Annotated in this window: 28 protein-coding genes and 3 pseudogenes; 24 read left to right on the top strand and 7 right to left on the bottom strand. The window is 36.4% G+C overall.

What is annotated here, in order from left to right; all coding sequences use genetic code 11:
• Window positions 1–169: 169 nt before the first annotated feature.
• On the bottom strand, window positions 170–559 hold the full coding sequence (locus PALI_RS02015; protein WP_193154699.1) for a transposase: 390 nt from the start codon (window positions 557–559) through the stop codon (window positions 170–172).
• Window positions 560–1,223: 664 nt separating this feature from the next.
• Here PALI_RS02015 and PALI_RS02020 point away from each other — a divergent pair.
• Window positions 1,224–1,385 carry a hypothetical protein gene (locus PALI_RS02020; RefSeq protein WP_193154701.1) on the top strand — a complete coding sequence of 54 codons (162 nt, stop codon included), beginning with the start codon at window positions 1,224–1,226 and terminating at the stop codon, window positions 1,383–1,385.
• Window positions 1,382–1,945, top strand: coding sequence for a hypothetical protein (locus PALI_RS02025; RefSeq protein ID WP_193154703.1), 564 nt, complete (start codon window positions 1,382–1,384; stop codon window positions 1,943–1,945). The genes PALI_RS02020 and PALI_RS02025 overlap by 4 nt, the downstream gene beginning before the upstream one ends.
• 275 nt (window positions 1,946–2,220) lie before the next feature.
• Here PALI_RS02025 and PALI_RS20000 read toward each other — a convergent pair whose 3' ends face one another.
• From PALI_RS20000 to PALI_RS20315, 3 genes are all read right to left on the bottom strand, one after another.
• Window positions 2,221–2,445, bottom strand: coding sequence for a hypothetical protein (locus tag PALI_RS20000; RefSeq protein WP_226894477.1), 225 nt, complete (start codon window positions 2,443–2,445; stop codon window positions 2,221–2,223).
• Window positions 2,446–2,579: 134 nt separating this feature from the next.
• Window positions 2,580–2,708, bottom strand: coding sequence for a transposase (locus tag PALI_RS20005; RefSeq protein ID WP_226894478.1), 129 nt, complete (start codon window positions 2,706–2,708; stop codon window positions 2,580–2,582).
• 257 nt (window positions 2,709–2,965) lie between these two features.
• Window positions 2,966–3,109 (bottom strand): transposase, encoded by a 144-nt coding sequence (locus PALI_RS20315; protein WP_226894479.1) that lies wholly within the window; start codon window positions 3,107–3,109, stop codon window positions 2,966–2,968.
• 498 nt (window positions 3,110–3,607) lie between these two features.
• Here PALI_RS20315 and PALI_RS02035 point away from each other — a divergent pair, with 498 nt between their 5' ends.
• The 11 genes and pseudogenes from PALI_RS02035 to PALI_RS02050 all read left to right on the top strand — a co-directional run.
• Window positions 3,608–3,949, top strand: a complete 342-nt coding sequence (locus PALI_RS02035; RefSeq protein WP_193154705.1) for a hypothetical protein — start codon at window positions 3,608–3,610, stop codon at window positions 3,947–3,949.
• Between the two features lie 2 nt (window positions 3,950–3,951).
• Window positions 3,952–5,196, top strand: coding sequence for an HlyD family secretion protein (locus PALI_RS02040; protein ID WP_193154707.1), 1,245 nt, complete (start codon window positions 3,952–3,954; stop codon window positions 5,194–5,196).
• A complete protein-coding gene (locus PALI_RS02045) occupies window positions 5,196–7,409 on the top strand; it encodes a peptidase domain-containing ABC transporter (RefSeq protein ID WP_193154724.1) in 2,214 nt (737 codons plus the stop codon). Before PALI_RS02040 ends, PALI_RS02045 begins: the two co-directional genes overlap by 1 nt.
• A gap of 131 nt (window positions 7,410–7,540) precedes the next feature.
• Window positions 7,541–7,666 carry a hypothetical protein gene (locus tag PALI_RS20190; RefSeq protein ID WP_264299758.1) on the top strand — a complete coding sequence of 42 codons (126 nt, stop codon included), beginning with the start codon at window positions 7,541–7,543 and terminating at the stop codon, window positions 7,664–7,666.
• Between the two features lie 158 nt (window positions 7,667–7,824).
• Window positions 7,825–7,950: a hypothetical protein gene (locus tag PALI_RS20195; RefSeq protein WP_264299759.1), complete on the top strand. Its 126-nt coding sequence runs from the start codon at window positions 7,825–7,827 to the stop codon at window positions 7,948–7,950.
• A 20-nt stretch (window positions 7,951–7,970) separates the two neighbouring features.
• Window positions 7,971–8,102 (top strand): hypothetical protein, encoded by a 132-nt coding sequence (locus PALI_RS20200; protein WP_264299760.1) that lies wholly within the window; start codon window positions 7,971–7,973, stop codon window positions 8,100–8,102.
• A gap of 36 nt (window positions 8,103–8,138) precedes the next feature.
• Window positions 8,139–8,264: a hypothetical protein gene (locus PALI_RS20205; protein WP_264299761.1), complete on the top strand. Its 126-nt coding sequence runs from the start codon at window positions 8,139–8,141 to the stop codon at window positions 8,262–8,264.
• Window positions 8,265–8,284: 20 nt separating this feature from the next.
• A complete protein-coding gene (locus PALI_RS20210; RefSeq protein ID WP_264299762.1) occupies window positions 8,285–8,410 on the top strand; it encodes a hypothetical protein in 126 nt (41 codons plus the stop codon).
• Between the two features lie 20 nt (window positions 8,411–8,430).
• Window positions 8,431–8,556 carry a hypothetical protein gene (locus tag PALI_RS20215; RefSeq protein ID WP_264299763.1) on the top strand — a complete coding sequence of 42 codons (126 nt, stop codon included), beginning with the start codon at window positions 8,431–8,433 and terminating at the stop codon, window positions 8,554–8,556.
• Between the two features lie 20 nt (window positions 8,557–8,576).
• On the top strand, window positions 8,577–8,702 hold the full coding sequence (locus PALI_RS20220; RefSeq protein WP_264299764.1) for a hypothetical protein: 126 nt from the start codon (window positions 8,577–8,579) through the stop codon (window positions 8,700–8,702).
• A 1,443-nt stretch (window positions 8,703–10,145) separates the two neighbouring features.
• Window positions 10,146–10,412: pseudogene (locus PALI_RS02050) on the top strand (transposase); the annotation flags it as partial.
• A gap of 12 nt (window positions 10,413–10,424) precedes the next feature.
• On the opposite strand, the gene PALI_RS02055 reads toward PALI_RS02050, so the two are convergent.
• The gene (locus tag PALI_RS02055) at window positions 10,425–11,582 is read right to left on the bottom strand and encodes an IS30 family transposase (RefSeq protein WP_193154361.1); all 1,158 of its coding nucleotides are present in this window, start codon (window positions 11,580–11,582) and stop codon (window positions 10,425–10,427) included.
• Window positions 11,583–11,638: 56 nt separating this feature from the next.
• Here PALI_RS02055 and PALI_RS02060 point away from each other — a divergent pair.
• The 7 genes and pseudogenes from PALI_RS02060 to PALI_RS02090 all read left to right on the top strand — a co-directional run.
• Window positions 11,639–12,547 (top strand): annotated as a pseudogene (locus tag PALI_RS02060) (IS3 family transposase); the annotation flags it as partial.
• Window positions 12,548–12,994: 447 nt separating this feature from the next.
• A complete protein-coding gene (locus tag PALI_RS02065) occupies window positions 12,995–13,168 on the top strand; it encodes a hypothetical protein (protein ID WP_157770561.1) in 174 nt (57 codons plus the stop codon).
• Window positions 13,169–13,180: 12 nt separating this feature from the next.
• The gene (locus tag PALI_RS02070; protein WP_193154709.1) at window positions 13,181–14,098 is read left to right on the top strand and encodes an ATP-grasp domain-containing protein; all 918 of its coding nucleotides are present in this window, start codon (window positions 13,181–13,183) and stop codon (window positions 14,096–14,098) included.
• 252 nt (window positions 14,099–14,350) lie between these two features.
• Window positions 14,351–14,536, top strand: a complete 186-nt coding sequence (locus tag PALI_RS02075) for a hypothetical protein (RefSeq protein ID WP_193154711.1) — start codon at window positions 14,351–14,353, stop codon at window positions 14,534–14,536.
• A gap of 112 nt (window positions 14,537–14,648) precedes the next feature.
• Window positions 14,649–14,822 carry a hypothetical protein gene (locus PALI_RS02080; RefSeq protein ID WP_193154713.1) on the top strand — a complete coding sequence of 58 codons (174 nt, stop codon included), beginning with the start codon at window positions 14,649–14,651 and terminating at the stop codon, window positions 14,820–14,822.
• 112 nt (window positions 14,823–14,934) lie between these two features.
• Window positions 14,935–15,105: a hypothetical protein gene (locus PALI_RS02085; RefSeq protein ID WP_193154715.1), complete on the top strand. Its 171-nt coding sequence runs from the start codon at window positions 14,935–14,937 to the stop codon at window positions 15,103–15,105.
• 470 nt (window positions 15,106–15,575) lie between these two features.
• Complete coding sequence (locus PALI_RS02090; protein ID WP_193154716.1) at window positions 15,576–15,839, top strand: hypothetical protein; 264 nt, start codon at window positions 15,576–15,578, stop codon at window positions 15,837–15,839.
• 877 nt (window positions 15,840–16,716) lie between these two features.
• Here PALI_RS02090 and PALI_RS02095 read toward each other — a convergent pair.
• The gene (locus PALI_RS02095; RefSeq protein ID WP_193154717.1) at window positions 16,717–16,905 is read right to left on the bottom strand and encodes a hypothetical protein; all 189 of its coding nucleotides are present in this window, start codon (window positions 16,903–16,905) and stop codon (window positions 16,717–16,719) included.
• 277 nt (window positions 16,906–17,182) lie between these two features.
• Here PALI_RS02095 and PALI_RS02100 point away from each other — a divergent pair, with 277 nt between their 5' ends.
• The gene (locus PALI_RS02100) at window positions 17,183–20,326 is read left to right on the top strand and encodes a lantibiotic dehydratase (RefSeq protein ID WP_193154718.1); all 3,144 of its coding nucleotides are present in this window, start codon (window positions 17,183–17,185) and stop codon (window positions 20,324–20,326) included.
• Between the two features lie 220 nt (window positions 20,327–20,546).
• A complete protein-coding gene (gene glmU, locus PALI_RS02105) occupies window positions 20,547–21,905 on the top strand; it encodes a bifunctional UDP-N-acetylglucosamine diphosphorylase/glucosamine-1-phosphate N-acetyltransferase GlmU (protein WP_193154719.1) in 1,359 nt (452 codons plus the stop codon).
• Window positions 21,906–21,931: 26 nt separating this feature from the next.
• Here glmU and PALI_RS02110 read toward each other — a convergent pair whose 3' ends face one another.
• A complete protein-coding gene (locus PALI_RS02110) occupies window positions 21,932–22,774 on the bottom strand; it encodes a LytR/AlgR family response regulator transcription factor (protein ID WP_193154720.1) in 843 nt (280 codons plus the stop codon).
• 144 nt (window positions 22,775–22,918) lie between these two features.
• Here PALI_RS02110 and PALI_RS02115 point away from each other — a divergent pair, with 144 nt between their 5' ends.
• Window positions 22,919–24,148 carry an acyltransferase family protein gene (locus PALI_RS02115; protein ID WP_193154721.1) on the top strand — a complete coding sequence of 410 codons (1,230 nt, stop codon included), beginning with the start codon at window positions 22,919–22,921 and terminating at the stop codon, window positions 24,146–24,148.
• A gap of 83 nt (window positions 24,149–24,231) precedes the next feature.
• A pseudogene (locus tag PALI_RS02120) lies at window positions 24,232–26,025 on the top strand (choice-of-anchor I family protein).
• Window positions 26,026–26,293: the final 268 nt, after the last annotated feature.

Below are 26,293 nucleotides of genomic sequence, written 5' to 3' on the forward strand. Positions count from 1 at the left end.
TATGACGGTCTAGTTATCGAGTGGGATTATGACCCTGTAAATAAATAGGCTACAGTTTATGTGGTTTTTTGTAACGCTTGGGAGCTTTCTGCTAGATCTAGTAACTCACATGCTTTTTCTTGCCCCTGATTTCTGCGCGTCTGTAATAAGCTTTATTAATTCATGACGTTCAGCTACGTTTATTAATCGTCCTCGTTGAAACCCCAGAGAACGTCTGCTTTAGTAAAGCGGCTGTTTCTGCTAACGCTTTGTCTTTACGATTAAGCTCTTTTTGAAGCTGCTTAATTTCTTGTTTGAGCTGTTTACTGTCTGATTTTACGGGCTTGGTTGAAGGCCCTTTAGCAAAGTCGTGCTTCCATTGTTTAATATGATGCGGGTAAAGCCCCTTGGCACGGCAATATTCATTAAGAATAGCTTCATCTAAACTAGCAGATTCAATAATAGCGTTAAGCCTTTCTGCTAAGCTCCAGTCATGAGCGCGTTTTTCTGCTGTCATGTGATTACCATTATTTTTAGTTTCAAGTTCATGGTTTTTACCAAGCGCGATCCATCGTTGCAAGATTGAATAACCGATACCTAAATTAAGCGCAATACCTTCTAAGCGAACATCATCACATTGAGATAATGCTTTTTCAACAGCTTGAACTTTAAATTAGTGTGTAAATCGACGTCTCATTTTATCTGCCTCTATTAAAAGTTAGAAGCGACAACTATCCTGACACAGGGGGTAAGTGGTAATGGAGCTATTTTCTAGAAGCTTTAAAGCGGAATGAATGCCAAAGGTTGGATATAAAAATTTTAAGATGCAGAATGTAGAGAATAATTATTACAATAACTTTACACTGCATCATTATAACGCTGTTTTACCGCTAAATGAGCCTGAGGTTAGATACCAAGATCTTACAAGCCCTATAACTAAGGGATCTATGTTACATATCGAAGGGAGATAAATGCCCAAAGTATGGCGGTACTTTGGGCTACATATGCGAGAAAGCAAATGTAATAAGGATATTTAAAATACCTTATTTGGCTGAGTATTCAACATTTATTTTTATTATAAAAAACTTTTTATAATATAATTTATTATTATTATTATTTTTCAAAGCGTTAAGTGTAAATGTTATTGTCAAAAATAATGTTTAATAATTATATAAATTGAGTTTAGTAATCTAATATAGTCGTGAGTTTGAGATTTATATTAACGAGTATAATTGGATGGAAATATGAAATTATCATTAAAAAAGAAAAATTTGAAAAAGCTAAATACCTCTTTAGTTCGAACTTTAGATAATAAGGACTTGAAGAATGTTTTCGGTGGCTATGGGGAGCAAGGTGAAGCTCCTGTTGTTACTCATTCAATCAAACGACCTACTACACGTCCATGACAGTACCTTTAAATTTGATTCTAACCTTCTCTTTATTGGGGGTTTTAGATATAAATACTCCCGCTGTAGAGGCTAATTTATATTCTAGAGAGTCGGGAAAGATTATTGGCTTATATGCTAAAGAGAAAGAATATGTCTATGAAGGTGACCTACTGATCCATTATTCACATTACGGACTTAAGCAATCTATAATTTCGAGTGCCAGTGGTCTGATTGTATACACTAATGGATTAGGGGTAGGTGATTCATTTAGCAAAGGGGATTTACTATTTAAAATCAAAAGCCCGAAAGTTTATGGTGCTTTAAAGTTATCAAAAAGCTATATAGATAATATCGATGCGCCCGCAGATGAACAAGTTTTATCGAGCGGTACTTTATTATGCTCTGAAAACCTTGATTTTCCTTTAAAAGTTATTCAGGTGGAAAAAAAGTCTATTTTGATATCAATAGAGCTGGGCATTAATACTAAATTTGAAAATTTTGGCATAAAGTCGCAGCAATTCTATAACTGTGATAGGAAAATGGCTTGGAAGAATGAAACAAAAGATTCAATTGAATAACTTTGAATCTTTTTTACGCAGCTAAATTAAAGCACTCGCCCTAAGGATCTTTGTTTATATTCTATTGGTGATAGAGTAAAGTTGTTGAGACATATGTAGTGGACTTCCCAGCTTTCACTAGGCAGTTTTTAACTCAGAATAATATGCTTCTTCAAATTTAGCAGGTGAAACACTGCCTGTATGTGAATGCGGTTATTTTGGATTGTAAAACATTTCTATAAAATTAAATATCTCAGCTTTCGCATCTTCACGTTTCGAGTATATCTTACGTTTAATTATTCGCTTTTAATCGTAGTAAAAAAGCTTTCAGCAGCCGCGTTATCATGGCAATCCCCAGCTCGAGTCATCGATAGTACAAGTTTATGCTCTTTCATAAATGCAAGATAGTCAGCGCTACCGTATTGATTACCTAGGTCAATATGCACCATTACCACCCCAGCTTTAGGTTGACGTTGATAAACAGCCATTAAGAGTGCATTAATGACAAGATGCTTATCCATATTTTTACCATCGATCAACCCACAATTGATTCGGCGCAGGTGGGTTAAATCGCCATACTAATAAGTTATCTGAACACGTGATGTTCCCCCCCCCCTGTGATATGGCGACGCTTATACCCAATTTGGCTTTAAGCTTATGGTGTCGCATTATCTTCGCAACACGATTCCACTGCATGCTCACCTGCTTCACGCAAATCTGCATGTATCCAAGGACTACCATACGTGCCGCCACTGGCTGCATAAAACTCTTTAATGAGCTTCAAAAAGCGATTATCTTTAAGTGCTCTATCGCTTATGGGTTTTTTAACCTCGCATAAAAACTACTACGATACAATTTAAAAAGGCGGTACATCGTAGTGATGGAAAACTCATTTTTGTGTTCACGAATGAAGCCGTACTTTATTCGGGGTACCTTGTGGCCTTTTTAAATGTCCCGTTGCTCCGTAACACGTTTCAATTCAGCCTCTAATTTAGCGATCTTAAGCTTTTCATCGGTTGATTGAACTGATTTAGGTTTATCTTATAACTGGCTCCGCCAGTGATATAACTTTTTGGTACAAATATCTAATCGTTCAGCGACTTCTGCAACTGAATATCCGCGCTCAGTAATTTGTTTGACAGCTCCCAACTTAAATTCGTGGGTATATCGTTTGCCTTTGCACATAAAACACCTCTTATTAGAATTTATAATGTAACTTATTTGGTGTTTAGAAAGCTATGGGAAGTCCAATAGTCGATTTTGAAAGTGCTCTACCTATTAAAAAGCTGATAATCAAACATCCAAGAGTTGTTTTACTAATCTAGAGAGGGGTGACTGTGTAGTGGTCAACTACATCAGGGAGTCGTTTTCGAACGTAAGTGACCTTCAAATTGTTCAAAGTCTAATTCAAAATATCTTCCTATATATCTCTATATCAGTTGTTACTCCTAATAATATTAAAAGCTCTGTTATTAACAGAGCTTTTAATATTATCAAAGCAAATCTAGTCACTATTACGGGCTTATTTCTAGGTAATGTTCATTGTTAAGTTTATGTTTTTATTTAACTTACGTATATTTTATTTAATTTGCTAAATTGAAAGAAAGCTGTGAATATAAATTTCATCAACTCAGGGTGATTTATAAACCTCCCCCTTAAGAAGTTAAATTTTTGGAGCTTACTATGACGCTTAATGAATATTTTAGTAGTTACTATGCATTAATCTGCGATGGTAGCTTAGATGATCTAGAGGATTATTTTTGTTCAGGCTCCCCTTTATTTAATGCAACTAAGCAACAGTTTGAAACACTAAGAAAGCAATTTGATTTTAAGTTTACTTTGCAAAATGTTGCATTAATTGCAAAGCAAGATGACTTATTAGTTGTTAGAGATAAAGTGCATTTTAAAGCAAAAATAGATGATAAAGATATTGATAAAGTTTCAATGAATTTGCACTCGTTAGTAAAAGAGTCAGGGGAGTGGAAGCTACATTGTAGTACGCCATTACCTGAAGCAATGGTGTAAGTATGTCAGATTTATTTCGTAAGGAAGCCATTGACCATCAAGGGCAAAAGCTTGATGGAGAAGTGACAATAGCAACTCACATGTCCTTTACATGGATATTAGGTTTAATTTTAGGGATTGTTATTGTTGGTTTTACATACCTTGTATTGGGTGAATACCACCGAAAAGAAGTTGTTTCCGGTTATTTACGGCCAACAACAGGGTTATCTAAAATCTATCCTTTAACGACGGGTGTTATTGACGAAATTTTTGTTGAAGAGGGAGAGCATGTCGTAAAAGGACAGTTGTTAGCACGGATACGCATGGAAAGGTTATTGGCCTCAGGCAACGATATTAATGATGTCATTGTGAGTGAGCTAACCAAGCAAAAGAAATTTTTAAATGAAAACTTACAAAATCAAAAATTATTAGCTGAAGTGAACGTTGAAAAATTAGAATCTCAAATAGCGAGTACGACTTTTCAAGTGGAGCAGGCTCAAAAACAACTAATGTTGTTAGAAAAACGAGTTGTTTTGAGTAAAAAAAGAGTTGCTGATACTGAGTCACTCATAAACAAACAATTTGCTTCTAATGCTGATTTAGAGGCCGTAAAAGATAATTACTTTGCGATTCAGCAACAAGCAGAAGATTTAGAATCACGTTTACTCACGCAAAAAGAATTACTAAGTCAGTATCGTTTTGAATTAATACAAATGCCGATGAACCAACGAGAAGTTGAATCACAATTACGTTCTCAATTAGCGAATATAAGCCAGCAGATCAGTCAAGCTGAATCACAAGGTAGTTATGATGTTCGTAGCCAGCGTAGTGGGCGTATTAGTAACTTATTAGTTAAGCCAGGGATGATGGCGCAATCAAATTACCCATTAATGGCAGTGTTACCAGAAGATACAAAATTAGAGGCAGTCCTTTTTGTACCAACAAGAGCGTATGGATTTGTACAAAAAGGGCAAGGGACACGAATTCGTTATCAGGCATTTCCGTACCAACGCTTTGGTATTTATGACGGAGTAATAAAAAGTGTATCTAAATCAATACTTTTACCAAACGAGACGGCTTTACCCGTGTCGCTTCAAGAACCAATGTATCAAGTAGTTGTAGAGCTAACGAATCAAAATGCACAGGCTTATGGAGCTTCAGTTCCCCTGCAAGCAGGCATGTTACTCGAAGCAGACATTATGGTAGATAGTCGTTCACTCTTTGAGTGGTTATTTGAGCCAATATATAGCATTAAGGGAGCAGTATGATGGAAAACCCAATGCATTTATTAAAATTTAGCGGAGCAAAACGTCTCCCGGTAATTTTACAAACAGAAGCTGCGGAGTGTGGGTTAGCAAGTATAGCAATGGTTGCTGCTTACTATGGTTACAAAACAGACTTAACTAGTTTACGTCAAGAACACGAAATATCTTTGAAAGGTGCAAACCTTGAAGAGCTAATGCAAATTGCAGATAAGTTAAAGCTAAGTACACGAGCACTAAGATTAGATTTAGAACATTTACCACAACTTAAAACCCCCTGCATTTTGCATTGGGATATGAACCACTTTGTGGTGCTGAAAAAAGTTACAAAAAAATCAATTGAAATACACGATCCTGGTTTAGGCGAACGAAAATATACAATGGAGGAGTTCTCTAAACACTTTACAGGTGTTGCATTAGAGCTTAGTCCAACCGAAGAGTTTAAATCAGAAGACTCACGAGTAAACCTAAAGTTATCTGACTTTTGGAGCAAAGTAACCGGCTTAAAGTCAACGCTAGGTAAAGTATTTGTTTTATCACTATTACTGCAAGCATTTGCAATAGCGAGCCCTTACTACATGCAGCTTGTAGTTGATGAAGTTATTTTAAGCTACGACCAAAATTTACTCGCTATTTTAGCAATTGGATTTGGCTTGTTGATGGGAATAGAAATGGTAACCGGTGCTGTGCGAAGCGTTTTATTACTACATTTTGGTAACTTAATGAGTATACAGCTCGGTGCCAACTTATTTCATCATTTAGTCAGACTACCTTTGCAGTATTTTGAAAAGCGACATATTGGCGATGTTGTCTCTCGGTTTGGTTCATTACAACAGGTAAAAGAACTATTGACTAAAGGTGTGATTGAAGCGGTTATTGATGGTGTTATGGCTATTGCAACGCTCATTATGATCTTTTTATATAGCCCTAAGCTGAGCGTTATCGTGTTAATTGCAATTGCCATCTATGCCGTATTTAGAATTGCAATGTACCGCCCGCTTCGTCAAATGTCTGAAGAGGTCATTGTTAATCAGGCTAAAGAGCAATCTAACTTTATGGAAACAGTTAGAGGTATTCAAACCATTAAACTGTTTGGCCGAGAGGTGCAAAGGCAAAGTGTATGGCACAACAAATATGCAGATAGTTTGAACTCAGGTATACGTGTAGGTCACTTAAACATAGGGTACGAAGCGTTAAATAAAATTATTTTTGGTCTTGAGAATGTTTTAGTTATTTATTTTGCAGCCATGCTGGTTATGGAAGGTGATTTAACGGTCGGTATGTTGTTTGCTTTTATGGCTTATAAGCGCCAGTTTGTAGAAAAAATGGCAAGCTTAATTGAAAAAGTGATCGAGTTCAAAATGCTTAGCCTTCATTTTAACCGCTTAGCTGATATTTCTTTAACAGATAAAGAGCAAGATATTCAGGGGAAAATGAGCGGCAAAGAAATCAGTGGCGATATAGAACTAAAAGGCATTAATTACCGATACAACAAAAAAGAAGCACCGATATTTAAACATTTAAACTTATCAATTAAAGCCGGAGAGTCAGTCGCAATTATTGGCCCGTCGGGTTGCGGTAAAACCACACTTGCAAAGTTAATGCTTGGATTGTTTGAACCCGACGAAGGAAAGATTGAGGTAGACGGTGTTGATATTAGGCAGCTTGGTCTTGGTCAATACAGAACACAGATAGCAGCCGTAATGCAAGACGACCAGCTTCTATCCGGCTCAATAGCAGACAATATATCGTTTTTTGACCCAGAGCTCGATATGCAGCAAGTTGAATGGGCAGCCAAAATTGCGGCTATAGATAAAGATATTTTACAAATGACAATGGGCTACAACACACTCGTTGGTGACATGGGGGCTGCATTATCAGGCGGACAAATACAGCGTTTATTACTAGCAAGAGCTTTGTACAGAAAACCTAAAATTCTGTTTATGGATGAAGCAACAAGCAACTTAGACACAAAGCTAGAGTTTTCAGTAAACGAAGCCGTTAAAAATCTAGATGTGACACGCATTATTATTGCACATAGGCCAGAAACAATAGCCAGTGCAGACAGAGTTATAGAGCTTAGATATGGTGAAGCAATAGAGGTAGATAAGCCAGATTTAGGTTCAAGAACTAAAGCTATAAAGAAAATAAATAGCTTAAATGTTGAAAATGAAGAGTTTATAGATACAAGTTCAGATGGAAGTTTTTTAATAAGTTAATTAATAAAAAAGGAGAAATAAATGAAAGCGTTAAATGAAAATGAGGCACAAGAAGTAAGTGGTGGTATCACATGTCGATTAGAAAAAACTATTGAATGTAATGATCCAACAAAGAAGCTTAAGGAGCTGAAATGAAAGAGTTAAATTTAAATGACGTACAAAGTATTGCAGGTGGCATTGGTGGCTCTGTATCAGCATCTGTAGGGCACAGTAATGGTAATACGACAGTAAGAGTAGAAGTTAAATTTGAATGGTAATTAACAAAAAGGAGAGAGATATGAAAGAGTTAAACCAGAATGAAGTGCAGGGTATTGTTGGTGGTATAGTGGATGGTGGTTGTATTATGGGGCCATCGCTTCCTTGGATAAAACCTAAATTAGTAATCAACCTTTAATAGATAAGTAAGGAGAGAGATATGAAAGAGTTAAACCAGAATGAAGTGCAGGGTATTGCAGGTGGCATTGGTGGCTCTGTATCAGCATCAGTAGAGCACAGTAATGGTAATACGACAGTAAGAGTAGAAGTTAAATTTGAATGGTAATTAACAAAAAGGAGAGAGATATGAAAGAGTTAAACCAGAATGAAGTGAAGGGTATTGTTGGTGCTAGTGTTAAAGAAAATACCACTATTGCAGTACAAGTATGCTCTGCTGGTGTTAAATCGGTAAGTAACGACGGCTTTGTTTGTAAGTAAGAAGTTGAAATATTAATTAATAGAAAGGAAAGATAAATGAAAGAGTTAAATTTAAATGACGTACAAAGTGTTGCAGGTGGCATTGGTGGCTCTGTATCAGCATCAGTAGATCACAGTAATGGTAATACGGCAGTAAGAGTAGAAGTTAAATTTGAATGGTAATTAACAAAAAGGAGAGAGATATGAAAGAGTTAAATTTAAATGAAGTACAAGGTATTGCTGGTGGTATTGGTGGTTCTGCGTCAGCGTCAGTAGAGCACAGTAACGGTAATACGACAGTAAGAGTTGAAGTTAAATTCGAATTTTAATTAATAAAAAGGAAAGAAAAATGAAAGAGTTAAACCTAAATGAAGTGCAAGGTATTGCTGGTGGTATTGGTGGTTCTGTGTCAGCGTCAGTAGAGCACAGTAACGGTAATACGACAGTAAGAGTTGAAGTTAAATTCGAATTTTAATTAATAAAAAGGAAAGAAAAATGAAAGAGTTAAACCTAAATGAAGTGCAAGGTATTACTGGTGGTATTGGTGGTTCTGTGTCAGCGTCAGTAGAGCACAGTAACGGTAATACGACAGTAAGAGTTGAAGTTAAATTCGAATTTTAATTAATAAAAAGGAACGAAAAATGAAAGAGTTAAACCTAAATGAAGTGCAAGGTATAGTGGATGGTGGTTGTATTATGGGGCCATCGCTTCCTTCGGATCCTCGGATAACACCTAAAATAGTAATCAAATTTTAATAGATAAGTAAGGAGAGAGATATGAAAGAGTTAAACCAGAATGAAGTGCAGGGTATTGTTGGTGGTGCAATTTCACAAAGTAAGCCCCCTAAGACAGTTTGCGGGCCTATTATTATAATGCCAAAGACTTATTATTAATTTTAGTATGGAGTTAACTGTGAAAGCCTTACATTTATTTGAAATTAAAAAAGTATCTGGTGGTGAAGAAATTCCAATGTGCCCGGATATTGAAGCATTTGATGAGTAATATTAACTCTCTTGGCGGAGAAGTTATATTAACTTATTGCGAGAAATAAGATGAATAAGGAGCAGATATGCTCCTTTTTTTGCTTAAAAACCTGAGTTTATTATTTGGCGCTATTTGTTTCGCAGGGCGATCTTTTATACTTTGTTTAAATTTAACACTTTAATGTATCTTTTCTTTTTATTAACTTTATTTTATCTTCCCTTGTATGGCTTCGCTTTTTACAATATAACCATTTTTAGGGCACCCTCTATGTCCACCACGTCCACCAGTAATTTATTTTACTTCGTTTAAGTTTAGCTCTTTCATTTGTGTTTTCTTGTTATTAGTTGAATAAGAGCGCGCTAGGTTTAATTCTATCATTTGTATTTCCTTTTTTATAAACGCAAAGCAAACGGCCATGTTTGCTACTAATGGTATAGCTGTATTTTCAACTGTCCACTAAAACCCAGTTTTACTTTTATGTTGTATTGATAGGTGTTTTTCACAATGTGAATTATTCACCTGATTCACGTAACTTCATATACGTTTAGAATTTACTATATGTTCCGTAAATACTGATGTAAAGCTGTTCAATCAATCTAAAAAAAGCTCAAAAGTTGTATCACTTAAGAGCTTTTGAAACCAGGCATAAAGTAACTACAATGCAGTGTAAAATGGCGGCACATTACGGTAATAGAAATTCACCTAGATGAGCATTACTTTATTGATGGTTCTGGAAAAGCACCGTGCGACTTTTTATGTATCTGAGTTTTCCATTACACGTTTCAGTCAAATCTATAAGTTAGTAACTTTCAGTTGTTCATCGGGCTGTTTTACTGATGCTTGGTTTAATGGTTGTTACAAGTATTTAATCGTTCAGCGGTTTTTGCAATGGTATAGCTGCACTCAGTTATTTGCCTTAACAATTCCTAGATAGTGCTTGCTTGTGATTGTAAAATATTTATTAGCATAAGTTACAGTATGGTCTTAACAAACTATGGCGATATGTAGTGGTAGAGTAATTTTGGCCACCCATTAAGAAAGAAATGTTATGCTAATAAGCATACAAATTTGGGTGAAAAAATGACAAAATTTAAACGTGCAACGTATTCTGCAGCAATAAAATTAGAAACGGCTCAGCTTGTTGTTGACCAAGGTTATACACAAGAAGATGCAGCCAAAGCGATGGGGGTGGGTAAATCAACCGTCAGTAAATGGGTAACTCAATTAAGGCAAGAACGTAATGGTCAGACACCTTTAGCTTCACCAATGACGCCCGAACAAATTGAAATCCGTGAACTTAAAAAACAAATCCAACGCATTGAATTAGAAAAGGATATATTAAAAAAGGCTACGGTGATATCAAGTGGTCAGTGCAACATGGTTTTTAATCATATCATTAGGAGTTAAATAGTTTAATATTCTTCTTGGTCGATTATTTAGTTTATTAGCGATTTTATCTAAATAACGTTGGTCAAAGCCATGTAGGCTTGTCTTTTTGGGAAAGTACTGCCTTAATAGGCGATTTGTATTTTCATTTGTTCCCCTTTGCCACGGACTACTCGGGTCACAAAAGTAAACATCTGTATTCGTATTTTTAGTAAATCTTTTATGGTCTGCTAATTCCATTCCCCGATCCCACGTTAGTGTGTTTTTAAGTGCCTTTGGTAAACCATTAAATTTCAGAATAAGTGCATTTACTACATTTTTAGTATCCTTACCATTAACTTGTACCAAAGCTGTATACCGTGTTTTTCGATCAACCAATGTTGCTATATGTGAGTTGCTACTTCCTGATATTAAATCGCCCTCCCAGTGACCTAGAGTTTCTCGTGTTTCAATTTCATGAGGCCTTTCATGAATTGTTTTAGCATCAATAATACCTTTATAAATTCCCTTATTTGTTGAGCGTTTACCATGCCTCAACTTACGTTTTGAGCGAAGATAGCTAAGGACTGCTTTTTCGAAAATATAGCGTGATGGGATAAATAACGTTTTATAAATAGTCTCATGTGAGATATGCATTTCAGATGATGCTGGGTGTTTTATTTTTAACCAGCCAGAAATTTGCTCTGGTGACCAGTCATCTAGTAGCTTAGATTCAACCAAATCGCTAAGTGGATTACCTTTTTGCAATTTACATTGCTTTGGCCTTAATGCTCGCTCTAGCGCATTTTTATCAGCCGTAACTGCACGGTATTTGGCAATACCACCATTGCGTTTGATTTCACGGCTTACTGTTGACGCTGCCTTTTCTACATTACGAGCTATTGCCCTGATAGATAAGCCTGAAGCTAAACCTCTTGATATATCTTCTCGCTCTTCTAAAGAAAGAAACGATAATCGACGTTTTCGTTGCACTGGCGATATTCCACCTTTTAATTTAAGTACACCGAATATAGAACCAGCATGCCTATCAAGCGTCAAGCCTATTTCGCTAAGCGTTTTACCTTCACGCCATAAGAACCATGCTTTCAGCTTTTCAATATCACTTAAACCACGTTTTGATAAGTCAGTCATAACAACCTAATTAATAATCAATTATAAGGTGTTGCATTGACCTATTGAATTCACCACGCTCTCTTGATGTCCGACTCCCTGAACAATTCTCATTAATTGAGAAATTGAATCAACGAGAGCGTTATCCAATTAGTGTGCTATGCAGCGTATTCAATGTGCATCGCAGCAGCTATAAATACTGGGCCATACGCGATACAACGCCGACACCTGAGCAAGTAAGGTTAGAGGCTGAAGTAAAAGCAATACATGCGATGAGTGGTGGTTCAGCAGGTGCACGGACAATCGCAGCGATAGCAACGAACAATGATTTTGAATTGAGCCGTTATCGTGCAGCTAAGCTAATGGTTAAATTAAAGCTTGAAAGCTGCCAAGTACCTCAACATTCATATAAACGCGGTGGTAATGAACACCTTGAAATCCCAAATCTGCTTGATAGACAGTTTGATGTTGTTGAACCAGATACCGTGTGGTGCGGTGATGTGACGTATATTTGGACAGGCAATCGCTGGGCTTATTTAGCCGTCGTTATTGATTTATTTGCACGCAAAGTGGTTGGCTGGGCAATGTCGTTGTCGCCAGATACTAATTTAACGCTAAAAGCGCTTGAACTCGCATATGAAAGCAGAGGGAAACCGACAGGACTCATGTTCCATTCAGACCAAGGTAGCCATTATACAAGTTTAAAATATCGCCAACGTTTATGGCGCTATAAAATGACACAAAGTATGAGTAGACGTGGAAATTGTTGGGATAATGCGCCAATGGAGCGATTTTTTAGAAGCTTTAAGACGGAATGGATGCCAAAGATTGGATATGGAAACTTTATAGACGCTAAATATAGCGTAAGTGATTACATAAATGGATATTACAACAATGTTAGGCCGCATCATTATAATGCTGGTTTAGCGCCAAATGAATCTGAGGTTAGATATCAAGATTCTAAAACTGTGGCCAAAATTAGTTGACCACTACAATACAATATCAATTAAACCGCGAAAAATAACCTGTCTTCTAATGGCTCATACATATTATTTTCTGAATAAAAGTAGTCGATATTATTTATTACAAGTAAAAGTTGTTAGCTTTTTATCATAAAAACACACAGTCCGAATACCCCAGCTCAATTCACCAACTAATTAAATAATATGCAGCTCTTATCAAAACGGTTCTTTCATATTTAGACCATAAAATGAAATTATAAAAGAATAATGTTTTAAGTTAAATGATTGATTTTGTAAGATTATACCCTCTAATCTGGCTTTTGCTAAATTCCAAAAATACGCTCATTATTAATTCCGTCGAAAACACAGAGCGACAAAATACTTGAATCATAAATATGTAATTGGCTGATTTAATGTGCAGATTTGAAGGCGCAGTTGTTACAGCCAAGAATAAAAATAGGAAATAAAAAAATGGCTAAGTACTTCCAATCAGAATATGAATTAGAGCGTTTTTTAGATAAGCAAATTGCAGCCGACTGTATTGACAGTTATTTAGATTCAGACGGTGTTATAAGTAATAGCTGTCAGATCTTTAATATCGCGGAAAGCGACATAAGTAATTTAGATTATTACACACTTAACTAATAGGGTTTATAAATGGCTTATATTGTTATTGGGCAGTCACATGATGAGCATGCCCTGAAAATACTAAATAAATTGAAAGCGAGAAATGTTGATGCATACTTACTGCAAACGCATGACTTTCCAAAAAAAGTAAAGTTTAGTTTTTCACCTAATGATGGCAATGGCAGTTTAACTTTAAGCTGCGGCACGCTTATTAATTTTAGTGATATTAAAGCTGTGTTTTGGCGTAGCTTTTCGGGCGTGTCCGATGAAGAGACTCGAGCCACTTATATGACTGAGCAGGGTATTGCTGCAAAGGATAGTATGGCCTGCTTAAGAACATGGTTTTACTTAGATAATGGCACTAAGTGGGTTAATGGCTGGGAGGCTTTTCAGCATCATCAAGAAAAACCGTATCAGTTACAAAAAATAAAAAATTTGGGCGTTAAAATTCCACAAACCTATGTTGGTAACAACATAGAAGATATAAAGCTTGCATATAAAAATTTAGAGCAAAGTATTTTTAAACCTGTTTTCGGTGGTGCGCATACAGAAATATTAACAGAATCTCACTTAGAAACAGGAAGAGTTGAAGCGGCGTTGGCTAAATCTCCCATTACAGTACAAGAGTTTATAACTGGCACTAATATACGAACCTATGTAATAGGTAAGCGTGTTATATCAATAGAGCTAAAAAGCGAGTTGGCTGATTTTAGAGTAGATGATGGTGCAAAGCTGATAGTGATTGATACACCTGAGTTAATAAAAAACCAAGCTATAGAAATAACAAAAGAGTTATACCTTAATTGGACCGCTATAGACTGGCGTATGGATAAAAGCGGCGAGTATTATTTTTTAGAAGCAAACCCTTCTCCCATGTTTATTGGTTTTGAAAAACAATCAGGCATTTCAATGTCCGATTATATTGTTGATTACATGTTAGAGCATTAATAATTAATAAACGGAGAATATATATGAAAGAGTTAGCTATTGTTGAGATGGAAGCCGTTAATGGTGGATTAGGTTGGGACGAAAATGGTAATTGGGTAGATTGCTTGCAAGCTATCCGTAAATTTTTCCCGTAATTTTTAAGTAGGTTAAACAGAAATGTTAGTTTTTACTGTTATGTGAATTCTTGGCGGAGTATCACGTAATAAATACGGCAATAATGCCATTAATGAGAGAGTAAATAAGGAAAATAAAATGCATCCATTTTCATTAGAAAAAACACAAGAAGAGCAAGTTGTAGGTGGCGTTGCCTCTAAAATTACTTATTTTGGCGGTTGTACAGAGGATGGCGGTGGTATCAATCCTACAGACCCAATTACAATGGCAATCCCTGAGGATGGTAACGACCCTCGTCCATTCCCACCAGAAGACTGGATGTAATTAAAAAATATGGTTTGAGATAGATTTTAACGTTACGTGAATTCTTGGCGGAGTATCACGTAATAAAACTGGCAATAATGCCATTAACGAGAAAGTAAATAAGGAAAAGAAAATGCACCCATTTTCATTAGAAGAAACACAAAATGAACAAGTTGTTGGCGGTAAAGGCAACTTTTATGTGACCCACCCTCTAAAAGAGACCGGTGGACCATTTGATCCGATCACTATGGCTCACCCAGAAGATGGTAACGACCCTCGTTTATTTCAACCAGAAGACTGGATGTAATTAAAAAATATAGTTTGAGATAGCTTTTAACGTTACGTGAGTTCTTGGCGGAGTATCACGTAATAAAACCGGCAATAAAGCCATTAATGAGAAAGTAAATAAGGAAAAGAAAATGCACCCATTTTCACTAGAAAAAGCACAAAATGAACAAGTTGTAGGCGGTAAAGGCGACTTTTATGTAACCCTCGCTTTAAAAGAGACAGGTGGTCCTGATCCGATCACTATGGCTATTCCAGAAGATGGTAACGATCCTCGCCCATTTCCTCCTGAAGAGTGGATGTAATACTCTTTAGGTGCGGGGTAACAGTGCCCCGAAGTATAAATAAAATTTACTTTAATAAACAATTTAAGGCAAAAAAATGATTCAGTTAAAAAATAAAGAAACAATATCTGCTATTTCAGGTGGTGTACATATGGACGAAAATGGTAATGGTTGTATCCCTCCATTTATTAATTTTCCTCCATTTATTATTAAGTGATAGTAGTAATAACGATTTAACTCGAAAGAGTAGATAATATTTTTGGTGGTGTAAAAATGGTTAAGGTTGTATTTGCATTCCACCTATTATCGTTATTGGCACATCACCATTTTAGGTAATGTAACGAAGCTATAAGATTAAAGCGGCTAGCTTTAGTTAACTTTAGAAGGGATAGCTAAAGCTGGCCTATTAACCGCTCGCACTAATTGTGTTGTGTGAGCATATAACAACTCGATGACTTAGCAAAAAAGCAACGAATAAGGAAAATAATAACATGAAAAATTTAAACGTAAATGAAATTCAAGAAGTGAGTGGGGGTGAGTTCTCCTTTGATGGCTGTTCTTTGCCGAGCTTCGGTGACATTGCTATTGGTTACGGTGTCGGCGGTGGTACAGGTATGACAATAGGAGCCGCGACAGGATATTCCTCAGCTGCAGCAGCTGGTGGTTTTATTGGTACTGCTTTGGCTGGTTCCTTTATGGGTGGGTACTCTTTAGGTGTAGGGATTAATCGCTTATTTGGTCAATGTGCCGTATAACACAACCATTCTCACGCCATTCATTTTTTGTGGCGTGAGATTTTAAGATTTTCTTCCAAAAGTTCATAATTTTATGAGGTTCGATATGATTTTATTCGCTCTTATATTTAGTATGTCTACTGTTATTTATTTTTTTTATAAAAATCCTTATTTTTTTAATAAATCAATGTCAGGATCTATTAATAAGTATAAAAAAGATATTAGTAGAGGTAGTAAAAGGATAGATTCTATTTTAATTCTTTTTAATATCATCATATGTGCTGTGGCTTCATATTCATCCTCAATTCCTAATTGAGAGTGGTATACCTTAATTTTAATTTATTAACTTTAGTTCTTCTGATATTTCAATCTGAAATTGCGGAATACGGTCTTGCCTCTACAGCTAGCCTCCATTAAAAATGGGGGGATTACCCATGCTATCAAGGGCACTAGTTGGACATGCCTGACATGCTTAACCGCTTTTCAGCTAATTTGAAAGGTATGAACTAGTAGTTAATTGAATTGGGTATAGTCGTGGTCTACAATGCCCGCTTGATGAAGAGCATAAGCTATAAATTTCATGTGTTTACATTGGGCTATGAATCACTTTGTGGTACTTACTAAAGTGCCTTTAAAGGGGGCTTTGGTTGAGTTTTCTATTAAACATCCAGCGTTTATTAGCGTAGTTTAACTAGTGAAGAATTTAGTAAGAATTTAGTAAGAATTTTACCGATGTTTTTTAGAGTTCACGGCAGCTAGTTAGTCTTAAGTTAAAAAAGAAAAATAGACTTCCTTAATTTTGAATATTTAAACGCTTCTGGCCTAAATTAAAAGGTGAAGTGAAAACCACAGGTAAGGCTACTCCCTCTTGTTGCTCTGCTCCCCGAATAATTTTCATTTACTTAAAGGTAAACTCTGTTTTAATAAGTAAAATAAAAAACGTCTTTATATTGTTTTCATCAATCGACTTTTGCTTTTTTACGCAATGTCCTCCTCCGGCTATTAGTGGTGTTATCTCATTCGGTATAAGCTTCATGCCCGACGATAATTTTTTAATTTTCTTTTTATTTAGTTTCATTTTCATCATTTATTTCAATAGATCGTGTCTAGCTCATTTAATCCTCGTAGAGATTATTTTGCAACCCAGTATGTTAATGGTTGTGGCTTTATATAAGTATTTTGAATTTTTTGTTTTAAGTGATTGAAATTTGCGGGCCGCTGTTAACTTTTAGCTTACTTATACAGTATCATCAGAATAAAAGATGTTCTAATCAAAAAAATAACAGTAATGGGTTATTAAGCCTGCAGAGGGTTTTGGTTGTTCTGATTGCTTGTTAATTACTTAAAAATAAAAGGATGTAGTAATGTCGAATAAAGTAAAAAGTGCTCCGTTTTTTGTTATACGTGTACCACGATTAAGTAATGAGCAGCTTTTACAGTTTAATGATGTAAATGCAGATACTAACAAAATACTAGAAAGCTGGTTAGCGATGGCAGGGGTGGAGGAAGCACTTTACCTTGCTAGTCCTTCACTGTTAGAGCGAATAACTCAGTGGCGTGAAAAATCGTATACAAAACAAGGTAAAAAAGTGGCTCATGCTTTGATTAAATACATGATAAGAATGTGTGCAAGACCAACACCTTTTGGGCTTTTTTCAGGTATTTGCAAAGGTGATATTGACTCGATTACGAGTTTAACCGTAGATGATTATACAATAGATGGCCGTAAAACACGTTTAGATGTATTTTATTTAAGTGCATTAAAAGATCACTTTGTTAAATATGCTTCCCGCTCAGACACTCTTAAATATAAACCTAATTCATCACACTATTTTATCGCTGATCAATGTCGCTACGTAGAAACTTACCTCTCAGATAAGTCTATGCAATATCGTTTGAGTGCGATCGAGAGTGATGAATACTTTCAATTTGTTTTAAATACAGCAACTCCCGGAATGTGTTTTAACGATTTATGTGAGTCATTTTACGCGCAGTATGAAGAGGCTAAAAAAGAAGAGGTTGAAGCGTATATTCAAGACTTAATCGATGAAGGCGTATTACTAGCTGATATACCTTTACCTTTGACTGGAGACTCTCCTGATTATGCCTTATTAAAATCGATTCAAACGATTAAAGAGGATGAAACGGCTGATCATCTCGCGACTGCCTTGGCACAAATGGAGCAATTAGATAACGACAAAACAGGAAGTATTGCGCCTTATAAGCAACTACTGACACATTTAGAACAATTGCCAGTTAAAGCAGAAGAAAATAAACTTTTCCAGGCTGATATTTATCGTAATTTTAGTACTTGTCAGCTGAGTGAATTGGAAGTTAATCGTGTGAAAAAGCAGCTAGAGCTACTGGCTGAATTAGGCGATACCGATAAATCTAATCCGCTGAGTAACTTTATCTTTAAGTTTAATGCTCGCTTTGAAGGGCAGTTTTTACCACTAGATGTAATTTTAGATGATGAGACTGGGATTGGGATTTCAAATGAAACTAGCTATGAAACACCCTTGTTAGCAGGGCTGCACCTTGCTCGCGCAGGAAGCATTTTAAATTCAACCGCAAGTATCAGTTTAATAGACTCAATTATTGAAGACGCTATCAGCCTTCCTGCTAATCGTCATAGAAATTGTATCGTGCTAACAAGTAAAGAATTGAAAAGTAAAATAGCGAATAAATATGCTACAAAAAGTTATCCTAGTTCTTTTGCTGCTATGTTAAGTCTTTATGAAGATGATAAAAAAAATCCAGTCTTTAAGTTTAATGGTTGTTATGGACCATCATCGGCAAATTTATTAGGTCGCTTTTGTCACTTAGATGAAAGTTTAAAAAATGCAGTGATAGAGGAGTTAAAACAAGAGCAAGCGCATTCACCCGATGTTATTTTTGCTGAAGTTGTCCATATGCCTGAAGGGCGGCCAGGTAATGTTATTGCTCGTCCGCATTTACGTGAATATGAAATCGTATTTATGGCAGATAGCAGCCTAAATAAGGAGTATCAAATACATTTAAGCGATTTATATGTATGGGTTGAAGGCCAGCACGTTAAGCTTTGGAGTAAGAGACTAAATAAACAAATTATTCCGCGTTTGTCATGCGCGCACAACTATTCATCGCATAGCCTTAGTGCTTATAAGTTTTTATGTATGTTACAACACCAAGACGGACGCCCTATTAACTTTTCTATGCCGCAAAGTACATCTAGACATAGTTTTGTTCCGCGAATAATGTTAGATAATTTAGTGCTGAGTGAAAAAACATGGCGCGTTGATAGAAAACACCTACAAGAAGTTTTTATTGATGGCCAGCTAGATTTAGATAAGCTTAATACTCTCTTCACTACCTACCAGTTAGATACACAAGTTTGCTATGCAATGTTTGATAATATTTTGCAGTTAGATTTGCGTAACTCTGATATGTTTGAAATTTTACTCGCAGAGACTAAGGGGCAAACTAAAGTTGAGTTGAAGGAGGTTTTATCTTCTAGTTTTTCGTCTCGCGTAAGAGATGAGTTTGGACATCATTATAATAATGAAATAATAGTGCCTTTTAGAAATACGCAAGCAAAAGTACATAAACACTTTGTAGATGAGCCTCTTGCAAATATATCAGCGTTGCCAATTAAACGACGATTTAGTGCAGGCTCTGAGTGGCTTAGTTTAAAAATTTATAGTGGTAACTCTTTAGTTGAGCAACTTTTGAGTGAGAAATTACTTCCACTCATTGAGTCGAATAAAAACTTGTTTAACAAGTGGTTTTTTATTAGATATTCAGATCCAGATTGGCATATTAGAGTTCGTTTTCACGGAGAGCCAAATATATTATGTGGCGAATTATTACCTTTATTAAATAACTTACTTGATCAAATGATCGAAAGCGGAGAGTTACATAAAGTAGAGTTAATGACCTATGAGCGAGAAGTTGAACGCTATGGAGGCCCTGAATCTATAGGTTTAGTTGAATCTTTATTTATGTATGACAGCTCGTTAGTTGCAAAAGCGTGTTTATTAGTAGATGACTACGGTGAAGATATACGTTGGCGAATAGCTCTAAACTATACACATAAGTTGCTTAATCTATTTGATTACAGCGACGCTGAGCGGTTAAATCTAATCAGCCATTTACGAGATGGTTTTGGTAATGAGTTTAATGAAAACAGTATTTTACGTAAGCAATTAGGTAACCGTTTTCGAGAGTACCAAGCGCAGTTAGATGATGATTTCAATAAACTAAACATTGCTGCTACAGATGAACTTGACGAAATTCAAACGCTTATTTCTAAGTTATTTAAGGAGTGGCTGAGTGATGCTGAGCCAGTAGTTAAAGTTTTAGTTAAGCTCATTAAAGAAAATAAACTTAACTGCACTCGAGATTCACTTTTAGGCTCTCTTTTACATATGCACAATAACCGAATGTTTAAAGCATATGGTAGAGAGCAAGAGTTTGTAATACATGACTTGTTAAGGCGAAAATACTTTTCGATGAGTAAAGTTAAGTAAAAAGGCGCGTTTAGAGAATTAATACCTTTAAACGCGCTTATATATTCCTTAAATCCTCGCTACAATAACCCTATTCTATTAGGTGTTACTTTGCTTAAGTTAAGATTCAGTAGTCATTGCTTAGCCTACTGAGTATTTGCACATGATGTGACTTACGTAATCTACTTTGCAGCACACTTATTCTATTAAGCTAAAACAACGAAAAAAGGAAATTGTTTTAATGGCTCTAACAACTGTTATTCTTGCTGCGGGTAAAGGTACTCGCATGCGTTCTGCTCTACCTAAAGTTTTGCACAACGTTGCAGGTAAACCAATGGTGCAGCACGTTATTGATAATGCGATGGCATTAGGTGCAACAACTACAAACTTAGTTTACGGACACGGCGGCGAACTATTACAACAACAACTTGCCGATAACAATGTAAATTGGGTACTCCAAGCAGAGCAACTTGGTACTGGCCACGCAGTAGCTCAAGCTAACCCACACATTAATGACGACGACACAGTACTTGTTTTATACGGCGATGTACCACTTACAAAGCAATCAACGCTTGAGCGCTTATTAGCTGCAACACCTAAAAATGGTTTAGCGGTATTAACAGTTAATTTGGTTAACCCAAATGGTTACGGCCGTATGCTGCGTGAAAATGGCAAGCTTGTTGGTATTGTTGAGCAAAAAGATGCAAGCCCAGAGCAGTTACTTATTACCGAAGTAAATACAGGCATTATGGCTGTTAACGGTAAGCTATTAAAAACATGGTTAGGTAACTTATCTAACAATAATGCACAAGGCGAGTACTACTTAACAGATATCGTTGCAATGGCTCACAGTGAAGGCGTAGAAATTACTTCAGCTCAGCCTGACCATGCAATGGAAGTTGAGGGCGCAAATAACCGCGTACAACTTGCTGGTCTTGAGCGTGCTTACCAAGCATGGCAAGCGCAAGAGCTAATGTTAAATGGTGCTACACTTGCTGATCCTGCGCGTATAGATGTACGTGGCGATGTTAAAACAGGCGAAGACGTATTAATTGATATAAACGTTATTTTTGAAGGCACAGTCACGCTTGGTAACAATGTACAAATAGGTCCAAACTGCGTCCTTAAAAATTGTAGTATTGGCGATAACGTTGTCATTAAAGCGAATACCCTTATTGAAGGTGCCACAGTTGCTGATAAATGTACGCTGGGTCCTTATGCTCGCCTTCGCCCTGGCGCTGTAATGGAAGAAGACTCGCACATTGGTAACTTTGTAGAGATGAAAAAAACCCGATTAGGTAAAGGCTCTAAAGCCAACCACTTAAGTTATTTAGGTGATGCTGAAATTGGCGAAAAAGTGAATATTGGCGCTGGCACTATTACCTGTAACTACGATGGTGTTAATAAAGCAAAAACTATTATTGGCGATAATGCCTTTATTGGCTCTAATTCATCACTCGTTGCCCCTGTAAATATAGGTGCAACTGCAACAATTGGTGCAGGCTCTGTGATCACCAGTACTGTTGAAGATGATCAACTAGCAATAGCACGCTCTAAACAGCGTAATTTAACGGGTTGGAAACGACCTGTTAAAAAATAACAATAGAGGCTACTTAGGTAGCCTTTTTATTTTAGCTGAAGTTTAAATTGCTCTTTATAGCGTCTAGACAAGTTAAGTACTTTACCTGTTGTTAGTTTTATTTCACTGTCGCCACTGGGGAGTGGTGTAATGGACTCCACTTTATCGAGTTTTACGCCATGGCTGCGGTGAATTCTACAAAACCCCTGTACTTCAAGTTGTTTGCTCAATGCTGTAAGCGTTGCCCTTAACGGATATATGCGTGAGCCTATATGTAGGTTTACATAATTACCTGACGATTCAAGCCAATCAACATCCTCTATTTTTATAATAAATTCCTTACCGAGCTTTTTAACTAATAAGCGGTTTATGGTCGATGTTGTTTGCAGCTCACTTTCTTCAATTGAAGAGGCTTCACCTAGTAACTGCTGCACCACGTATTGATATACTTTGATAAGTACGATGAAAAACACAAAGCTTATAGCGTCTTTCTGGTATTCATAAATAAGCTCAAACCAGCTAAGTCCAAAGTTGTAAGACCCATCATTCAACAAATATATGAATTTACGAACCCCCACCATAATACCAACGTGTAACACGCTAAATATAATAGAGGCACCAAAGTACCTACCTAAAGAGGTAGTGATATTTTGCCAATTAAAAGGTAAGTGTCTTAAAAACCAAATTAAAATAGGGAATATAAGCAAAGCACTCAAGGCACTGGAATACTCCCAAACAAATGGTTCCCACATAGAAAATGTTAAAGCTCCTTCTCTTTGGGCTTCCATTATTTGGGTTGTAGCGTTTACTGTATTATTAATTAATACGTAAGCACACAGTAATACTGATGCGTAAATGCTTTGAAAACGTTGAAAGTGCTGTAGGTTCATAAATGTATGCTTATTGCTGATGTGGCACGCTTATCCCTGTATACCACCTTTTATCACTATTGCTTGTAATATAAGCACTTATAGATAGTTTTAGCGAGATCTTTAGGTATCAATAACGCATAACATACATAAAGTAGTAAAAGCATGAGCACTCAAGTACAACAACCTTCATTAATTAATTCGCGTAAATATTATCTTGACTGGCTTAGGGTAATTGCATTTGCGTCGCTAATTTTTTATCACATTGGCATGTTGTATAGCGAAAACTGGGGATTTCATTTTAAAAGTAATTATACATCACAGTATGTTGAATATTTAATGTTGGTGTTTTCACCTTGGCGCATGTTGCTCATTTGGTTTATATCGGGCGTAGCGCTGCGTTTTATGATTGATAAAGTAAGCAGCTTTAAGTCTTGGTTACATTTCACCTTATACCGCTCTGTTTTTTTACTCTTACCCTTGCTGGTGGGATTATGGCTAATAGTGCCTTTACAGCTGTTTGCAGAAATGTCACAGCAAGGTGTTATTAATATTAGCTATTGGCAATTTTATTTAGCTTTTATAGAGACTAACAATACGCTGTTTATTAATTATCAGCCTGGAGTGTGGCCGAATGTGGATGTAAATCACTTATGGTATTTGCGCTCGTTGTGGCAGTTTATGTTGATCATTATTGTTTTAACTCTTTTTGCACGCTTGCCTTTTATTACGCCTTTAAAAACATTTGTTAAAGGGGGGGTGTCATTTGGGCTTTTAATTATCTTGCTCACTATTATCATACTATTTACAAGCCATTACTTAACTGGCGATTCACTCAGAGAAACTAATGGCTTTATGCTACTACTCGCTGGATACATACTTGCTAAAAACACTTATTTTTGGAACTGCTTGAATAAAAATTTGGTATTACTGGCTTTGAGTTTTTCGGTTTTGTTAGTACTTATAATATTAAGCTATCAAAAGGCGTTTACTCTCCCTCATTTTATTTTAAGCGGTAGCTACAATATTCAACGTATAGTAGGTGTGTTTTTTGTACTAGCGCTTGCTCACCGATTTTTAAATTTTAATACCTACTATTTAAAGCAGCTCAATGCATGGGTGTTTCCCTTTTATTTATTGCATCAAAGCATATTGATTATTTTGTGTTTTTTACTGCAACCTTTAAGTTTAGGGCCTGTTGCTGAACCATTCATTATTATTACAGGGACTTGGTCTTTTTGCGGTGTCATAACATGGAGTATTACACGTATTGATGTATTTAGACCTTTGCTAGGGGTTGCAATTAAACGAGAGTATTCCTCGACTGTAAAAACGATTGGCTATACGGCCGCTTTAATTTTAATAACTCCGCTAGCGTATAAGCTAATCACTTAGGCTAAGAGGCTGTATTAAAATTGCCATAATCTTGTCATGCCGGTGTGTTGATATTTAGCAAATACAATACTAAGGAAAATCACATGTTTAAAAAATCAATTATCGCGCTGTCACTTATATCTGTTCTTACTGGTTGCTCACTTGATGGTGACGATGGTCAAAACGGTTCTCAAGGATTACAGGGAGAACAAGGCGTAGGTGGAACTAATGGGTTAAATGGTATAAATGCCAATTCAGCATTAAATATTAACCTTGTGGGTAGAGGTGTATTAAATGCACAAAGCCCAGAAGGTGCAGCTGAAATAGTTGCATATCAAGCATCTAAAAAATGGATTTACGCTATTAACAGTTCAGGTGATGATGCTGTTGTTAATACTTTACCCGCCGACACCTTTGATACTGCCGCACTTGTTAAAGATAACGAAGGGGTTATAAACGCCACTAACTTAACCTCGGTCATTATGCTACCTTTAAACGACAACACCCAAGGCGATGCAAACAGCATTGCTATTGATGAAAACAATAATTTACTAGCGGTTGCAATGGCTGCTGAAAGTACGGGTGATGCAGGTCAAATTGCTTTTTACGATATAAGCGGCGACTCACCTGTATTTATTAAAAATGTTACAGTCGGATTTTTACCAGACATGGTGACGTTCACCCACGATGGCGCAAAGGCAGTGGTTGCTAACTAAGGTGAACCAAGTGGCGACTACAGCGTAGATCCTGAAGGTTCTATTAGTATTATCGATATAACAAATAATGTAATAGCCGATACAGTAATAAATATTGATTTTAAAGCCTATAACAACAAACAAACCGAACTAGAAGCGCAAGGGGTCGTTTTTGCAAACCCAAATGGTCGTACTATTAACGGTAATCTAATAAATACCACAGTAGCTATGGATTTAGAGCCCGAGTACGTTAGCATTTCTAATGATAACAAATATGCTTGTGTATCTATTCAAGAAAACAATGCACTTGCAATAGTTAACCTACAAGACAACAGTCTTGAGCTAAAGGGCTTAGGCTTTAAAGATTGGTCAAGCTTACAACTTGATGCCTCAGATAAAGATGGCGGCGTTAATTTTAAATCATACCCAGGGCTCTATGGTATGTACCAGCCCGATACTATCTCAAGCTTTAGTTGGAAAGGCGCTAACTTTATAGTTACTGCCAACGAAGGAGACGCAAGAGAATACTTTTTTGATACAACGGATGAAGCAGACTGTATAGCAAAGGGTGGACTTGATTACGATGAAGACGATGGCTGCTTAGCTTATATAGATGAAAGCCGTGTTGAAGACTTAAATCTTGCTGCTAATTTTGATTACTTAAATAACGACGATGATGATATTGGTCGCTTAAAAGTAACAACAATAAAAGGCGATACCAATAACGACGGACAATACGAATCGCTTTACGGCTATGGCGCACGTTCTTTTACTATTTGGGATAGCAATGGGCTGGTGGTTTTTGATTCAGGTGACGATATAGCACGTATAACAGCATCTGTGCATGGTGAATCATTTAACAATAATGAAGATGAAAACAATGGAGACTCACGTTCAGATGATAAAGGCGCAGAGCCTGAAGCGCTGGCTATTGGTAAAATGGACGATCGTACATTTGCTTTTATTGGTTTAGAACGTATGGGCGGTATTATGGCTTACGACATTACTAATCCATACAATGTTCAATTTGAAGACTACTTCTATAATAGAGGCTTAATTAAAGGAGCGAATATTACAGGCGATTTAGCACCTGAAGGAATGGTATTCGTTTCAGCAGAGCAAAGTGCAACAGGAAATCCACTCTTAATCGTTGGAAATGAAATATCAGGCTCTATTGCTGTATGGGAAATAGCATCTAAATAAATCTTTAATTTTAAATAAAGCCGTGTGTTGTTTGTTTAACATACAGCTTAGTTTAAACCTTACTAATACATCATCAATTGATACATAAGTTGTGAATGTTTTTTAAACGAAAAGTATCCTGCAGCCCTTTATTTGTATAGCTTTCATACTAAATTCATTTAATTGTCAAAAAGCTGAAATAAAACATTGACCCCCGCTCGAATCTCCCTATAATGCGACCCCACTGAGACGGGAAAGGTCAACGCCTAGCGAGACCCAAACTACTCAG

Origin of the sequence: Pseudoalteromonas aliena SW19 (genome assembly GCF_014905615.1) — a bacterium.
Classification (GTDB): domain Bacteria; phylum Pseudomonadota; class Gammaproteobacteria; order Enterobacterales; family Alteromonadaceae; genus Pseudoalteromonas; species Pseudoalteromonas aliena.